The sequence below is a fragment of the Moellerella wisconsensis ATCC 35017 genome (assembly GCF_001294465.1).
GTDB lineage: Bacteria > Pseudomonadota > Gammaproteobacteria > Enterobacterales > Enterobacteriaceae > Moellerella > Moellerella wisconsensis.
This window is the reverse complement of sequence record NZ_LGAA01000018.1, coordinates 76821-93817: the sequence shown is the minus strand read 5'-3', so window position 1 is coordinate 93817 and position 16997 is coordinate 76821. Positions and strand designations below refer to the sequence as shown.

13 protein-coding genes are annotated in these 16997 nt (G+C 42.4%); 4 read left to right on the top strand and 9 right to left on the bottom strand.

Annotated features, from left to right (window positions below; translation table 11 throughout):
• Positions 1 to 3: 3 nt before the first annotated feature.
• The 5 genes from fabD to yceD are packed head-to-tail and all read right to left on the bottom strand — an operon-like array spanning position 4 to position 3738.
• A complete protein-coding gene (gene fabD, locus M992_RS08545; RefSeq protein WP_053908148.1) occupies positions 4 to 936 on the bottom strand; it encodes an ACP S-malonyltransferase in 933 nt (310 codons plus the stop codon).
• A 55-nt stretch (positions 937 to 991) separates the two neighbouring features.
• Entirely contained in the window at positions 992 to 1942 is a 951-nt protein-coding gene (locus M992_RS08540) for a beta-ketoacyl-ACP synthase III (RefSeq protein ID WP_047256949.1), read from the bottom strand.
• Positions 1943 to 1945: 3 nt separating this feature from the next.
• The gene (plsX, locus tag M992_RS08535; RefSeq protein WP_072057362.1) at positions 1946 to 3001 is read right to left on the bottom strand and encodes a phosphate acyltransferase PlsX; all 1056 of its coding nucleotides are present in this window, start codon (positions 2999 to 3001) and stop codon (positions 1946 to 1948) included.
• 28 nt (positions 3002 to 3029) lie between these two features.
• Positions 3030 to 3200 carry a 50S ribosomal protein L32 gene (gene rpmF / locus M992_RS08530; RefSeq protein WP_047256950.1) on the bottom strand — a complete coding sequence of 57 codons (171 nt, stop codon included), beginning with the start codon at positions 3198 to 3200 and terminating at the stop codon, positions 3030 to 3032.
• A gap of 13 nt (positions 3201 to 3213) precedes the next feature.
• Positions 3214 to 3738 (bottom strand): 23S rRNA accumulation protein YceD, encoded by a 525-nt coding sequence (gene yceD / locus M992_RS08525; RefSeq protein ID WP_047256951.1) that lies wholly within the window; start codon positions 3736 to 3738, stop codon positions 3214 to 3216.
• Between the two features lie 142 nt (positions 3739 to 3880).
• Between yceD and M992_RS08520 the strand changes: the two genes are divergently transcribed.
• Positions 3881 to 4465, top strand: coding sequence for a Maf family protein (locus tag M992_RS08520; RefSeq protein WP_053908525.1), 585 nt, complete (start codon positions 3881 to 3883; stop codon positions 4463 to 4465).
• A 373-nt stretch (positions 4466 to 4838) separates the two neighbouring features.
• Here M992_RS08520 and rluC read toward each other — a convergent pair whose 3' ends face one another.
• Complete coding sequence (rluC, locus tag M992_RS08515) at positions 4839 to 5789, bottom strand: 23S rRNA pseudouridine(955/2504/2580) synthase RluC (protein ID WP_053908147.1); 951 nt, start codon at positions 5787 to 5789, stop codon at positions 4839 to 4841.
• 564 nt (positions 5790 to 6353) lie between these two features.
• On the opposite strand from rluC, the gene rne reads away from it, so the two are divergent.
• Positions 6354 to 9932, top strand: a complete 3579-nt coding sequence (rne, locus tag M992_RS08510) for a ribonuclease E (protein WP_053908146.1) — start codon at positions 6354 to 6356, stop codon at positions 9930 to 9932.
• A 278-nt stretch (positions 9933 to 10210) separates the two neighbouring features.
• The gene (locus M992_RS08505) at positions 10211 to 10834 is read left to right on the top strand and encodes an SDR family oxidoreductase (RefSeq protein WP_053908145.1); all 624 of its coding nucleotides are present in this window, start codon (positions 10211 to 10213) and stop codon (positions 10832 to 10834) included.
• Positions 10835 to 10980: 146 nt separating this feature from the next.
• Here M992_RS08505 and tmaR read toward each other — a convergent pair whose 3' ends face one another.
• The gene (gene tmaR, locus M992_RS08500; protein WP_053908144.1) at positions 10981 to 11310 is read right to left on the bottom strand and encodes a PTS system regulator TmaR; all 330 of its coding nucleotides are present in this window, start codon (positions 11308 to 11310) and stop codon (positions 10981 to 10983) included.
• 197 nt (positions 11311 to 11507) lie between these two features.
• A complete protein-coding gene (locus tag M992_RS08495; protein ID WP_072165937.1) occupies positions 11508 to 12782 on the bottom strand; it encodes an MFS transporter in 1275 nt (424 codons plus the stop codon).
• Between the two features lie 721 nt (positions 12783 to 13503).
• Here M992_RS08495 and sbcB point away from each other — a divergent pair.
• Positions 13504 to 14934 (top strand): exodeoxyribonuclease I, encoded by a 1431-nt coding sequence (gene sbcB, locus M992_RS08485; protein WP_053908142.1) that lies wholly within the window; start codon positions 13504 to 13506, stop codon positions 14932 to 14934.
• A 189-nt stretch (positions 14935 to 15123) separates the two neighbouring features.
• Here the strand turns inward: sbcB and dld are convergent, their stop codons facing one another.
• Positions 15124 to 16887, bottom strand: coding sequence for a D-lactate dehydrogenase (gene dld / locus M992_RS08480; RefSeq protein WP_053908141.1), 1764 nt, complete (start codon positions 16885 to 16887; stop codon positions 15124 to 15126).
• Positions 16888 to 16997: the final 110 nt, after the last annotated feature.

The window sequence follows — 16997 nt, the reverse complement described above, 5'->3', positions numbered from 1 at the left end:
CCCTCAAAGGTTATCTAGAGCAGCATTTAATGATGCGGGATCATTAACCGCCGCTGCACTTAAATTAGTTACTATACGCTTGGTTAACCCTGTAAGGACTTTACCCGGCCCTATTTCTAATAGTTGTTCTACACCTTGTCCAGCAATATATTCAACTGTTTCGGTCCAGCGAACAGGATTATACAACTGACGCACAAGTGCATCACGTATATTATCAGCGTTCTGTTCCTGTTTGACATCAACATTATTGATCACAGGCACAACAGGTTGCTTAAAGTTAACGTCTTTTAATGCTAGCGCTAATTTATCAGCTGCTGGTTTCATCAACGCACAATGCGAAGGAACACTAACAGATAATGGTAATGCACGTTTAGCACCTGCTGCTTTACAGGCGGCACCGGCACGTTCTACCGCAGCTTTCTCACCAGCAATAACCACTTGACCCGGAGAGTTAAAGTTAACAGGAGCAACAATACTGCCCTGTGCGGCTTCACGGCATGCCTGCTCTATAGCTGCATTATCTAAGCCGATAATCGCGTACATTGCGCCCGTTCCCGCAGGAACGGCTTCTTGCATTAGTTTACCACGTAATTCAACTAATTTAATCGCTTCTTTAAAGTCAATTACTTGAGAGCAGACCAGTGCTGAATATTCACCCAGACTGTGTCCCGCCATAATTTGTGGCATTGGTGCTTGTTTTTGTTGCCAAACACGAAAAATAGCTACCGATGCCGCTAATAGTGCGGGTTGAGTTTGCCAAGTCTTATTTAATTCTTCTTCAGGACCATTTTGGACTAAAGCCCACAAATCGTAACCTAATACCTCTGATGCCTCGGCAAATGTTTGTTCAACAATTGGAAACTCAGCGGCTAATGCAGCTAACATGCCTAAAGATTGCGACCCTTGGCCGGGAAATACCATTGCAAATTGAGTCATATCGATTTTCTCAATAAATTAAAAATGAATTCTCAATACGCCGCGCTTTCAGTTATTAAAAACGGACTAAGGCTGAGCCCCAAGTAAAACCGCCGCCGAAAGCTTCAAGCAGCACTAAATGACCTTTTTGGATACGCCCATCACGCACAGCTTCATCAAAAGCCGTCGGCACGGATGCCGCAGACGTATTACCGTGGCGATCTAATGTCACCACGACTTTGTCCATGGTCATATCTAATTTTTTAGCCGTTGCGGAAATAATACGCAAATTGGCTTGATGTGGAACCAGCCAATCTAGCTGTGATTTATCCAGCCCGTTTTTGATCAATGTTTCATCAACAATATGAGCCAATTCTCTGACCGCGACTTTAAAGACTTCATTACCGGTCATACTTAAATAAGCCGGCTCATTGGAACCACGCGTTGGCTGTGGTAAAGCTAATAGCTCGCCATAGCGGCCATCAGCATGCAAATGTGTTGAGATTATGCCTGGGGTTTCAGACGCGGTAACAACCATCGCACCGGCAGCATCACCAAACAAAACAACCGTACCGCGATCTGTAGGATCAACAGTTTTTGATAACGCATCAGCACCAATCACTAATGCTGTTTTGGACATTCCGGTTTTCACGAATTGATCGGCAATACTTAGCGCATAAGTAAATCCAGCACAAGCGGCAGCAACATCAAATGCAGCGCAATCATTAATTTCCAGCAATTGCTGAATTTGACAAGCTGCACTTGGAAATGCATGCGTCGCAGAAGTAGTCGCCACGATGATCAGGTCAATATCGGCTTTATTAATGCCGGCCATCTCTATCGCACGTTGCGCTGCTGTAAATCCCATGGTGGAAACAGTTTCATTTTCACCGGCAATGCGTCTTTCATGAATGCCTGTGCGAGTTACAATCCACTCATCAGAGGTATCAACCATCTTTTCCAGATCAGAATTTGTCCGAACTTGCTGTGGCAAATAACTGCCTGTGCCTAATATTTTAGTATGCATGGATTATTGTTCACTCTTGGGTAATACGATCTTCAGACGAGCAGCTATTCTGTCCGGTACTTGCCTTTCGACAGCGTGTACGGCATGTTCAATCGCAGCGATAAATGCTTGCTCATTAGCCGCACCGTGACTCTTAATGACAATACCCTTTAATCCTAACAGAGTTGCGCCATTATACTGGTCGGGGTTCAGCTCCCCAAAACGCTTTATTATGCGTTTTTTAATCCATTTTTTAGCCAGTTGAACCCACCATGACGGTTTTTTGTTCTTTGTACTTGCTGATTTCAACAATGAAAGAATAATCCGGACGATCCCTTCCATTGTTTTCAGCGTGACATTACCTGCGAAGCCGTCACACACCAAGACATCAGTTTTGCCGGTCAATAAATCATTGCCTTCAACATAACCAATGTAGTTGATGGATGCCGTTTGTTTTAACACTGCGGCGGCTTCGCGGATATTATCTAAACCTTTACTGTCTTCTTCGCCAATATTCAACAAGGCAACTTTAGGGTGCTGAATACCGGCTAATTCTTCGGCCATTACCGCGCCCATCACCGCAAACTGCACCAACATTTGGCTATCACAGTTCACATTTGCGCCCAAATCTAACACCACCGTTTTGCCTTTTTCGATATTAGGTAAAACGGTCATCAACGCAGGACGATCAATTCCATCGATAGATTTAAGCATCAACTTCGCTAATCCCATCAATGCACCTGTATTACCGGCGCTAACACACGCTTGAGCTTCCCCCGATTTCACCAAATCAAGCGCGATACGCATTGATGTTCCTTTGCTCTGGCGGATGGCCTGAGAAGGTTTTGCCTCGTTGGCAATGATGTTATCAGCTGGAATAATTTGAATACGCGAAACCAGCTCCGCGGCTTTGCTGTCATGGGCAAAGGGTGCAAGCAGTGGTTGTATTGCGTCTGGTTTACCGACTAGCAGTAACTTAAGTGTTGGATTAGATGCTAGAGCCTGCAATGCAGCAGGCACTATGACGCGGGGACCTACATCCCCGCCCATGGCATCTAACGCAATGGTTAGATTAGTCAAGGTATCAACTTGCTAATGAAAGCAGAAACTACTTGTTGATAACCTTGCGGCCACGGTAGTAGCCATCAGCAGTCACATGGTGACGCAGATGGGTTTCACCTGAAGTTTTATCTACAGATAAAAGGGTTGCAGTCAGTGCATCATGTGAACGACGCATACCGCGTTTTGAACGAGTTGGTTTATTTTGTTGTACGGCCATTGACCTTACTCCTTTAAGTACTTTTCTTTAAACTGGCTAATGCGGCAAATGGATTTGGTTTTTCCACCTCGGAAGGCAGTTTACCATATACCATGTCCGCTTCGGACACTTCACAGTGTTCAGAATCATGTACCGGATATGCCGGCAGTGACAGAATTATTTCATCTTCTATCATCGACAGCAAACTAATTTCGCCAAAATCATCAATCTCAATTGGCTCATATTCTTCCGGTAATGCCTCGGCCTTCTCATCATTGACGACAGGGCTAAAACAATATGTTACGTGGACATGGCGATGAAAATGTTGACCACAACGCTGACACTCTAAAGTGACGTCCGTTACCGAACTTCCCCTTACTACTGTCAAACGTTGATTATCAATATCAAATGATAATTCGCTATCTACATCACTGTCCACACTGACTACCGACTCTGCGACACGGGCAACTTGCTCAGGGGTATAGCTCCCGACATAGTCGAGTTTTTTCTGAGCAGCACGCTTTGCGTCGATAGTTAGGGGTAATTTTACCTTTTGCATAAGGCGCGCATATTAACTTTGTAATGAGCTAGAGTCAAAGAAAAAGGCGAGCTAACTCACCTTTCCACCAAAAAATCGCTCATTGAGCGGCGGATAGTTTAGAATGAGTTATACCATTTGGCTACGAATTTTGAGAAAAATTATGAAATCAATTGTTTTAGCGTCTACTTCTGAATTTCGACAAGGGCTATTAAAGAAGCTCGGCCTACCTTTTTTAACCGCCGCGCCGAATATCGATGAGTCGCCGGTACTCAATGAATCCGCAGAGGCGTTGGTCACCCGTTTGGCTCACGATAAAGCCGGTGCATTACGAGAACTGTATCCACAACATTTAATTATTGGTAGTGATCAAGTCTGTGTGATCGATGGCAAAATCTGCGGCAAGCCACATAACTTCGATAATGCAGTCAAACAATTACGCGCGGCTTCTGGGAAATGCGTCGCTTTTTATACCGGCTTATGCCTGCTAGACAGCAGTAACGGGCATTATGATGTTCATTGTGAACCGTTCAAGGTACATTTTCGTCAATTGACTGATCATGAAATTGCGAACTATCTCAACAAAGAAACACCGTATCAATGTGCTGGCAGTTTTAAATCCGAAGGTTTGGGAATTGCATTATTTGATAGGCTCGAAGGACGCGACCCCAATACGCTAATTGGATTACCGCTCATTCTTTTATTAGAGATGCTGCGCAAACATGGAATTAATCCATTAGAACGCTAACGGGGTGCAATATCCGAAATACAACGATTTATTAATCAATCATCAGAATTGCTTAGCCAGATTGCTCACCAAGCATTAAATTTTCAGAGTTAATAGAGAACGGCTAAAAAATAAATTATCGATAAGCAATCGCTATTTATCTATGCTGCATTGGTTAGCTACATTGATTGACCATCTAACCAATACACCAAAAAAATAAATAGCGTGCTTTTAATGGCCTATAGCCATGACCTGTTAATATAGTTGATGGACTAATATAGTTGATAGACTAATATAGTTGATAGGCGATTTCCCCCACCTTTTGGTCAGCTTAATTGACCGATGGCTGGTTTACGTCTATCAGCTTGTTGATCATCTATCGCATAACTAATTATTATTTTTTGTTTCTTAATACTTTCAAACATTTCATTAATTTCGCATCGAGCGGTGCTTGAACTCGCATTTCTTCGCCACTCTGAGGATGGGTAAACTTCAACGCACTAGCATGCAGAAATAAACGATTAAGTCCGGTATCGGCCAATTGGCTATCAAATTGCGTATCACCATAACGATCATCGCAGGCAATCGGATGACCGGCATGTAATGCATGTACTCGAATTTGATGGGTACGCCCGCTCACTGGGCTGGCTTTAACCAAAGTAGCATGTTCAAAACGTTCTTCAATTTTAAACCGCGTTTCTGATGGTTTTCCTTCACTGTTCACTTTGACAACGCGCTCACCGCTTTGCAAAATATTTTTCAATAATGGAGCTTGAATAGTCTTCACATGGGACTGCCACTGACCCCGTACCAGCGCCATATAATCTTTTTGCATCTGTTTTAAACGCAATTGCTCATGTAGCGCACGCAAAGCGGAGCGCTTTTTTGCCACCAATAATACACCGGAGGTATCGCGGTCTAAACGGTGGACTAATTCTAAGAAACGCGCTTCTGGGCGTAATGCACGTAAACCTTCAATCACGCCAAAACTTAGCCCGCTCCCCCCATGCACTGCGGTACCCGAAGGTTTATTCAGCACCAAAATGACATCATCTTCATACAGGATGCAATCAGCCAAAGCAGCAACTTTGGTTAAACTGGCAGAAACATTTGATTGTTCTTTTTCTGCCACACGAACCGGAGGTATACGCACGCTATCGCCTGAGCACAATTTATACTCGGGCTTTATACGGCCTTTATTTACCCGCACTTCACCTTTGCGAATAATGCGGTAAATCATACTTTTTGGTACGCCTTTTAAGCGGGCCAACAGGAAATTATCAATGCGCTGCCCTGCTTCGTCCTCACTGATATCAATAAACTGAACTTGGTTTTGTGTTTTCATTAGGAAATGTGCTAACTCTTGATGGTTGAAAGATCCGCAAAAGCGAATCTAATATCTTACCGATATTTGAAAAAGTTTTTCTAAATATTTTAAAACTGCGCAAATAATAGCTGATTTATACTTTTTATAAATAAAATTTCAATAAAGCTGCAATGGCTCCTTGCTATATTGCTAGCAGCAATGGAATAATGCATAACTGTCAGAATGTTTCTTTAAAACAATAATTGGCAAATAAAGTAAGAAAGTAAGATATTTAGCTGTTTGATTGAGTAATAACGCTGCAATGGCGTAAGACGTTAAGCAAAATCAAATAATTAGCGAGCAGCGAATAATTGCTTATTGGGTCGGGGACTAATCGTATTGTTTTAATAGCTACGGTGCCTCGATTAAGAACGCTGAATTTTTAATCGAAAAATCAGGTTCACCGAAAAATAACGCGCCTCTATACAGTCGACATCCGCGAGGCTGACGATCCTGTAAAAGTCACGGGGCCATCGGTTTACAGTAGCACCATTTTTTCGTTGCTCTTTATTGAAAGTAAGTACGAATAATGAGTAAGTTATAATGAAAAGAATGTTAATCAACGCGACTCAACAAGAAGAGTTGCGAGTTGCCCTTGTTGACGGGCAGCGTCTTTATGATTTGGACATCGAAAGCCCAGGTCATGAGCAAAAAAAAGCCAACATATACAAAGGTAAAATCACCCGTATTGAACCGAGTCTTGAAGCTGCTTTTGTTGATTATGGCGCTGAAAGACATGGTTTCCTACCTATTAAAGAAATTGCCCGCGAATACTTCCCTAGTAACTATCATGCCCACGGTCGTCCTAACATTAAAGATGTGTTGAGAGAAGGCCAAGAAGTGATAGTACAAGTTGATAAAGAAGAACGAGGCAATAAAGGCGCCGCGTTAACCACCTTTATTAGCTTAGCGGGAAGTTACTTAGTCCTGATGCCAAATAACCCACGTGCTGGCGGTATATCTCGCCGTATCGAAGGTGAAGATCGTACAGAACTTAAAGAAGCGCTCTCCTCGCTGGAAATCCCTGAAGGCATGGGCTTAATCGTCCGTACTGCCGGTGTGGGCAAATCTGCCGAGTCACTGCAACAAGATTTACAATACCGTTTACGTCATTGGGAAGCGATTAAAAAAGCGGCTGAGAATCGTCCCTCACCGTTCTTAATCCACCAAGAAAGTAACGTTATTGTCCGTGCATTCCGTGATTATCTACGTCCAGATATTGGTGAAATTCTGATAGATAATCCAAAAGTTGTTGATATGGCTCGTAGCCATATTGAATCGATTGGTCGTGGTGATTTTGCAAGTAAAATCAAATACTATAGTGGTGATATTCCATTATTTAGCCATTACCAAATTGAATCGCAAATCGAATCTGCCTTCCAGCGTGAAGTTCGTCTACCTTCTGGTGGCGCACTGGTTATCGATACTACTGAAGCTTTAACCGCAATTGATATCAACTCCTCACGCTCAACCCGTGGTGGGGATATCGAAGAAACTGCGTTTAATACTAACTTGGAAGCGGCTGACGAAATCGCGCGTCAATTACGTTTACGTGACTTAGGTGGCTTAATTGTTATCGACTTTATTGATATGACCCCAGTTCGTCATCAACGTGAAGTAGAAAACCGTCTGCGCGAAGCCGTACGCCAAGACAGAGCCCGCATCCAAATCGCCCGTATCTCGCGCTTCGGTCTGCTGGAAATGTCGCGTCAGCGCTTAAGTCCATCGCTGGGTGAATCTAGCCATCACGTTTGTCCGCGTTGTAGTGGGACGGGTACTATCCGAGATAACGAATCGCTATCACTGTCGATTCTACGTTTAATTGAAGAAGAAGCGCTGAAAGAAAACACCCATGAAGTACATGCTATCGTACCGGTGCAAATTGCTTCTTATTTACTGAATGAAAAACGTAATGCTATCAGTGAAATAGAACAACGCCAGCGCTTAGTCCGGGTAATTATCGTGCCTAACGATCAAATGCAAACACCGCATTTTAACGTGGTACGTATTCGTAAAGGCGAAGAAATTAATACTCTGAGCTACAATTTAGCGCAGTATCATGAAGCTGAAGCGTTAAATGCGAGCGAAGAAACAACCCCTGAGCGTAAATTACCAGAACAACCGGCAATTTCAGCTTTTGCCCTGCAAGAACATGAAAATAATGAAGTTGTCCCAGTAATTAAAGCGCAAGAAGCTCCGGCCAAAGAAACACGCCCGGTGGAGATTGCACCTACTGAGCCACAACCCAGCTTATTTACCCGCATTGCGAGCTTCTTCAAAAAACTGTTTGCTAGCGAAGATAAACCGGTTGAAGTTACTGCACCTATCGCTGAACCTGCACGCCCGAGTAATAATACAGGCAGCAGTAATAACGATAATCGCCGTCGTAATAATAACGATCGTCGCAACAATAATCGTCGTCCGCGTCGTGATCGCGATGAAAACAGTGACAATCGTCAAAATCGCCCAGCGGCAGCACAATCGACCGATGACAATGCATCTCGTAAACTACGTAATGCTAAAAATAACGCACCAGTAGCGGCCAATACCACGCCAGAAACGCCAATTGATGATGAAGCTCGTGAGGCTCAACAGCAATTGCGTCGCGAACAACGTGCCGAACGTCGTCGCCGTCAAGAAGAAAAACGTCAACAGCAAGCGAACAAAGCTCAGCAAGAAGCAACTGACGCAACTGCAGCTGCAACTGCAAAATCTGCTGACGTTGTTGAGGCAAAAGTTGTTGAAGCAAAAGAAGAGCAGCAACGCCCAGCGATGCAGCGCCGTCAACGTCGCCCATTAACACAAAAAGTTCGTGTTACTGAGGCAGCAACTGATAATAATGACGTTATTTTGCCGACTATAGCCGACACTAAAACGCAGGAAACACCAGCGCCTGTTAATAAAACAGCAACAAATACCGCTGCACAACCTGTGGTTAGCTCCCCTGCCGCTATTGCCTCTGGGTTACCTACAACAGTGCGCGAAGCTAAAGCCCCGGTAGCTACTGCGAATAATGTCGATGAAAACGGCAATAATCCTGGCAGTAATATTGGAAACAATGCTGATGGTGACAAACAAGATACCATCATTCCGCGTCGTTCTCGCCGTTCACCTCGCCATTTACGTGTCAGTGGTCAACGTCGTCGTCGCTACCGTAACGAACGTAATCTGACGCAGTCACCTGTACCATTAACTGCCGCCGTCGCATCGCCTGAGTTAGCATCTGGGAAAGTGTGGATTAACTATTCACTGATGACTTCACAAAATGATTCACCAGCAATCATTACTAATGAAGAGATGCTAGAACAAGAAGCCAATGCACTTCAGCAAGCTAATGCACTTCAACAAGCAAAAGTTGCTGCGCAATCAGCAACGGCCATTAACGCATCTACTGCGAAAAATGCCCCGGTTGCTGAAAATACCGTTGAGGATGTAGTTAAGGATGTAGTTGAAAACACAGCGGATAACGACAGTAAAAATACAGATATCGCCCCTGCCGAAGTTGCAGTGACAACTAAAGCGCAATCGATAGAAACCACGCGTTCCACAGAAACTCATAGCCACAGTCCGGCCTATTCGCCAACTGCGGCTATCAATGAGCCTGTTGAAGCTGTCAAGCCAGTCGTTGATGCTCCTGCTATTGAACAGGCTAAACCTGAATCAATCAGTCCACAACCACAGCAGAACGTAGCTAGCACCGATGCAGCGATGACTAATCATGCACCGGCACGTACTGGCGGATCGTCGCATTCAGCTGCCGCCTCACCAGCAAGTGTACCTGTAGCTAATCCTGATACAGCTATTCCTGAGATAACTATTCCTGACACAGCGATTCCTGACACAGCCATGCCAGAAATAACCGAGCCAGAAATAATTGAAACAGTGAAAACAGAAGATGTTGCTGTGGTAGACGTGGTGAGCACGGTTATTGTGGTTGAGCCGGGTCGTCATGCCTATGCTCCAATGACCAAAACACCTGCGCCTAACGAAATTAAGGCACCGATAGAAATTAAAATCTATCAACGCGAAGCAGTTAATTTCGAAGGAAAAGGTGGTGCAGGTGGTCATATCGCGACCAACGTTGCTACTGCTGAGATGGCCAAACCAGCACCTATTGAATAATCATCATTAAGTCAATGGGTTAGCCTATTCCAAACCCCCTATGTGATTAACACACTGGGGGTTTTTCTTTTTCTTACCACCAATAATTATCACCCGAAGATCGTCTGGCTTTCGATATGCCTATCTTTAGTATTTATCTATCCCCCCTCTTTACTTGCTGATCACTTTATTAGCCTCTGATTTATTAATAAATATCTATAGATGGATATAGATTTTGATAAATTAGTTATACTTTAGCTATACTATAGAATAATAATCATTATTATTTAGAGGGTATTATGGCGCAGTGGATTATTTTTGGCGCGAGTAAAGGTGTCGGCCGTCATTTAGTTGATCTCGGGCTAGCTGCTGGACATCACATCAGCGCGCTAGTACGCAGCGAATCAACCGCAAAGGAACTCGGTAAATTAGGGGTTGAAACCTATCTAGGCGATGCGGTAGTCGATAACTCACTCCACACCCTATTTTCAAATGCTAGCCCCAACAGCATCATTTTCAGCACTCTCGGCGGAGGGGATGCCGATTTTACGGGTAACTTTACTGTAATTAAACGGGCTGAACAGCACGCAATCTCCCGGCTATTGCTGGTGACGTCTATTGGCTGTGGTGACACATGGCTCAGTTTATCTCCGCGCGCCAAAAGCTTATTTGGCCGTGCCGTACGCTATAAATCGATGGCCGAAAGTTATCTTCAAACCAGTGAATTGGCATTTACCATTCTGCGCCCCGGCGGCTTAGTCAATACCGCAGGTAGCGGTCATTGCGAGCTATTGGTGGGTGAAGCGCACGGCATTGTCAGTCGCTATGATGTGGCAAAACAACTTCAGAAACTCGCCGAAGATCGCCAAAGTTATGGCCAAGTTTATGCAGTGATAGATAGCCAATTGCGACCAAATTGGTGATTTTTATAGGCCATTGCATGGTATATTAAGACGCTCAATTTTCTTATTTAGATCAAGATAATAATCATAAAAAACGCCGACAGAATAGATCTGTCGGCGGTAATAAAATAATTAGTATGACGGCTAATTAAGCTCTCATTATCAAATTATTTTTCTTTCTTGCTGATCTCACCCATCTCTTTTAACTGTTTAGAGATTTCGCGACGTTCTTTAGAAAGTTCTGCATTTTTGATAATGTAGTCATCGACACGATCATCATAGTCACTGCGCATATTGGCGATAATTGCTTGGATATCTTCGATGCTCATGCCCGGTTTAATATACTCGCTCAGGTTATCAAGTAATAAAACACGTTTCTGGTTATCGCGAATTTTTTTCTCATTATCAGTGATTTCGCGACGAATTTTATTTTTACGACGAAACATACGCACAAATTCCAGTACATTTTGGAAAGTTTGTTTGTTGGCGTTGTCCATGTTTAAGACCCTCTGTTAAAAATATTTAAACACAATGCATTCTTAACACAATACAATCTAATGCTATTAAGTTACAAGTCGGTTTATCAATTTTATTGATTTTACTGCTTATTTATACAATTTTTTTTATAAAACTCGATAAACAGTTGACTATAAAACAATACTACTACATACCGTTAGAACAGCGAACCCTCAGATTAGTTCGCTACTTTGTCTTCGACTAAATTAAGCTTGCCGTTATTATTGGCGGCAATGGGTTTATGATCATCTGGGGAGTCATTACGTAAACAGAAATAAGACAGAACGGTGGTAATAATTACGAAGCTACCCATGATGAGATAAGTATCAGCAAAACCAATTTTATCATAACCATATCCCGCTAATGGGGAGAGGACACTCGCAACAATCGATGTAATGCAGCTAAAACCAACTAAATATAAAGTAGAAGATAAGCGTTTATCAAAATGTTTACTGTTATATTTAAAAATCGCAATCAGCAAGATAGGCAATTCAACCGCATGCAAAAGTTTCATTACAGAGATCATAATCGGACCGTCCACCAGCCCGGAGCCAATGATACGCAATGCCATCACTGAGCTAGCAAATAACAGTCCATTTTTAGCACCAATGCGATTGACAATATACGGCGCTAAAAACATCCCCCCCGCCTCTAAGAATACCTGCAATGAATTCAAATAACCGTACATCTCATTACCCATACTTTCATCAGCAAACTGCTGGGCAAAATACACCATAAATTGCTGATCATAGACACCATAAATACAGGTACCCAGTACAAATAAAATCAATGCCCAAAATCGAGGTAATACTAACAGTTGCAATGCATCTTTTACTGTAATTGCTGCTGGGTTACCAAATTCTAAGTTATTTAATGCATTAGTTTTTACTGCTTTTAAGCGCAATAAAATAACCATAAATATCACGCCTGAAACTGAGGCCATGATAAAGTTATAATCTGGATTAATATTAATATTTCTCCCCGCGAAGAACGTTGCTGCTGCCCAGCCTAACGATCCCCACATTCTGGCTTTACCGTATTCAAAGTCTCGCATACGGCTAACGCGCTCGGTATAGGATTCTAAAACCCCGATACCCGCATTGAATGTCATCCCTACATATAACCCACCAATCATACTACCGACAAAGATATTCCACTGTAATAACGGGGCCAATATCATAAAAAATGGACCGGAGCCAATTAACAGCGCAGCAATATAAAACAGTAAGTTTTTCTTTAGTCCTAATTTATCTTGGATAAAGCCATACAGTGGCTGGGCACATAAAGCCACAATCGATATACAGGAAAATATAATTCCAATATCGGTGCCTTCTAAACCAACAAACTTTCTTAACCAAATCGCCACCACTGAAAAAGCCGATGACCAAGTAAAGAAAAAGAAAAATAATAATGCACTTAATGAAGCATAATATTTTTTAGATTCACTATTCATAGAGGGGGTCCATTTTCTTTTCTAACAGTATGGCGCTAATGTTAAGGTTAACATAGTCAATAATCTAATCTGCCAAGTATTTTTTGTGATGTTAAGCACGATTGTTAACGTTAACAGATTCGTTTTGTGATAATGATCACTAATAATATTAACTGGACAAACATCGGATAAAATCGGCTGTTTAATGCTAGCAACTAAGCTATTCATTATAAAAGACGCCTTCAAAACTTGCTGCTTTTATTACTATCCACAGTAATATACACTGAGAAAGATGCCCTACGAATATAGCTTACTCTGACAATATAGAGACACGAAAATAACGCAGGTGGCATGAGTAAACTTTATTCAATTTTAGCAAGTTAATCTATATTTCGTCATCCTCTATTCATACGAGGTTACAAAAATAGTTTATGTTCAATTTATCGTCTGGCTATCTTTATCCCTGCAGTATTTAATAAATCTCTCTCGAACAATATCAGGAATATATCTATTTTCATTCTAAAATAGGGATAATCTCAATCATTGAATGGCTATTTCTCCCCCGCGACTAAATAAAATTTCAGCAAAATTATTTTTATTTGTCAGGGGCGGCAATTTCATATTTCGGCATATATGGTTTACCATAGAGAACAAAGATGGCTGATGCCGCCTCGCCGCTGAATATTTATCGTATTTCACCACCAAGCGAAGATGAACAAACACAAGATGGACGAAAATAACTTTGAAAAATGACAAACAACAACCGAGCTTTTTCTTCCACGATTATGAAACTTTCGGGCAACATCCTGCGTTAGATCGCCCCGCACAATTTGCTGGGGTGAGAACCGATTATGATTTTAATATTATTGAAGAGCCACACGTTTTTTATTGTGCGCCCACCGATGATTATCTGCCCCAACCCGAAGCTGTGATGATCACCGGTATTACGCCACAACTCGCCCGTGAAAAAGGCGTCAATGAAGCAGAGTTTACTCGCCGTATTCATCAGGTCTTTAGTCAGCCATCGACCTGTATTATTGGCTATAATAATATTCGCTTCGATGATGAAGTTACCAGAAATATTTTATATCGTAATTTTTACGACCCTTATGCTTATGCTTGGCAGCAAGGTAATTCGCGTTGGGATTTGATGGATGTTCTCCGTGCTTGCTTCGCCTTGCGTCCAGAGGGGGTTGTGTGGCCTGAAAATGATTTGGGGCTGCCCAGCTTTCGCTTAGAGCATTTAACCGCCGCCAATGGAATTTTCCATGAGAATGCCCATGATGCGATGGCCGATGTGGATGCTACCATTGCGATGGCTAAGAAATTGAAAGCTGCCCAACCACGAATGTTTAATTATTTCTTTGAGTTAAGAAACAAAAATAAAGTTAGCCAGCTAATTGATATCGTTGATATGACTCCATTAGTTCATGTCTCAGGTATGTTTGGTGCTCAGCGTTCAAATATTAGTTTAGTCGCACCTTTGGCATGGCATCCAGATAATCGTAATGCAGTGATTATGTGCGATTTAATGGCAGACCTTAGCCCGTTATTAACGCTAGATTCAGAAGCACTACGCACCCGTTTATATACTCCGAGAGCCAATTTAGCCGCAGATGAATTGCCTGTTCCTATTAAATTAGTGCATATCAATAAATGTCCTATTTTAGCCCCTGAAAAAACCTTGCGAACTCAAGATGCAGAAAGAACAGCGATCGATCGCGACCGTTGCGCTCAAAATCTGGAAATTTTAAAGCGGCACCCAGAGATCAGAAATAAGGTAATAGAACTGTTTGCTCAAGCAGAACCGTTCGCAGAATCCACTAACGTTGATGCGATGCTTTATTCCGGCTTTTTTAATCCTTCAGATCGCTCGGCGATGGATATTATCCGCAAAACGCTACCACAAAATCTACCGGCTTTGGATTTAACCTTTGAAGATCCGCGTATGGAGCCGCTATTCTTTCGCTATAAGGCGCGGAATTACCCCGGTATTTTATCACTGGAAGAACAACATCGCTGGGTAAATCATCGACGAGAAATCTTAACTGAAACAAATCTCAAAGCGTATATTGAAAAAATTAATCACTTATTAGCTGAATATCAGCATGACGCTCAACGCTGCTTACAGCTAAAAGCCTTAGTTGACTATGCTGTTGAGATTGCTAGCTAGCTTGAATCACACCTAGCGATTCCCACAGTAACAAGCCAAAGGCCGACTTCATCTGTTGAGATTGAAGTCGGCCTTTGGTTTTTATTAAAGCTAAACTCAATAAATCAATGTGATATAAATATAAACCCCATTAACTAAAGCGTAAATTAGCGACTGAGTAACCGCATGACATTCGTCGATCATCAATAATTACTCTTGATGTTTCTGAGACTGATGAGTTTGATGTAGCGTAGCACACCCACAATCTCCTTCCCAATTTTTACGTTTAGTGGTTTTACCAATCCCCGGATTCATCGTATTAGTCGGGTCGGCCTGTCGATAAAAAGCTTTAACTTGTGGCTGTGCTTGATACAAATGCCCCACATTATGCTCAGCAGGATATTGAGCACCCCGTGAATCTAGTAACTCGAGCATCTTTTGTTTCAGTTCTTTAAGATCAACGCCTTTTTTCACAATATAATCTTGGTGCATGACATGACACATAAAATGGCCACAATACAATTTATTAACTAATAATTTTTCAATTTCTGGCGGTAATTTTTCAAACCAATCACGGTCATTACGGCGCAGCGCGATATCTAGCGGTAAAACATCTTCCACCTCGTTACTATGAACCGCATGATAACGTACCGCTGCGCCTGCTGCTGCAAAGCGATGTAAAAAGGCTTTCGCTCCTTCTTCTGGGGTACATTCAAAATATCCCCCCTCGGCCTGAGCAAAGTAAGTTTTTAACCATGACTTCGCTTCATCTATCCCGGTACCCGCCATTTTTAACATCAAATGATGTTCATATTTATCACGAAACTCTTTCATACGGGGTGGCAAATGTGATGGCCATAATTTACTGAAAAATTGCAGCGTTCTATCCAAGAAATTAGCGGGTAGCAAAGGCAGTTTATTTAGCACCGCATCGACACGCCCTTTAAGCGTGAAAAATGCTGGCATTTTATCGGTACCAAGCTTATCAATCATCAAAAAGGTATCTTTGCCGTAGACTTCGGCAATATCAAAGCAATTGCGATGCATATATTCACCCGCCACAGGTAAGCTTTCAAAATTAGCTAAAATATGGCGACGAACGTCTTCTAATTCGTTAGGATTATTAGAACCAATATAAAAAACTTGAGTTGAAGTATCTGCGGGGAAGGTATCTAAACGTACCGCAAAAACGGCTAATTTACCCGCACAGCCTGAAGCTTCAAATAAACGGCGTTCATCGGAGTTAAATCGTGATGGACTGTCTGCATCAATATCTCTGACACGCTGGGCATATTCATGATCAGAAGCCAGTTTTGAACTTGCTTGAACATCTTCACTGCGATAATGACGATTTTCAAGATTAGTTAAAATTTGTTCTGGGGTTTCACCCAGCTCAATACCCAGATGATTCACTAATTCAACTTGGCCTTCATCGTTAACGCGTCCATACAGTGCTAATTCAGTATACGCGGGGCCTCGGCGTACTAGCGAGCCGCCCGAGCTATTACAAATACCGCCGATAACCGATGCACCTATGCAAGAAGATCCAATCAGTGAATGAGGCTCACGACCTAACGGTTTCAGAATTTTTTCGAGATGGTATAAAGTACTGCCCGGAAAAGCGACCACTTGGTTATGCTCGCCCAAAATGTGTATTTTATCTAATCGTAACGTACTAATAATCACAATATCGCGATCATAGTCGTTACCGCTGGGCGTTGAGCCTTCGGTTAATCCCGTATTGGCAGCCTGCATTAATACGATTTTATCCGCCTCAACGCAGGCTTTAAATACCCGCCATTGCTCAAGTAATGTACCGGGAAAAACGACAGCCAGTGCATCCCCGAAACCGGAACGGAATCCTTTACGATAGCGTTCTGTTTTATGAGGCTCTGTCAGTAAATGTTTGTTACCGACAATATTTTTTAATGTAAGCAGTAATCGTTGATTTGCTGAACTTTTAACATCATTCATTATTATTTATTCTCACCCTGTGGATTGTCTTGGGATCTGTCTCTGTCTGCGGATTGATGGCTAATCACATAATTATAATACGAGTTACAACTGATTAATAACACGTTAAT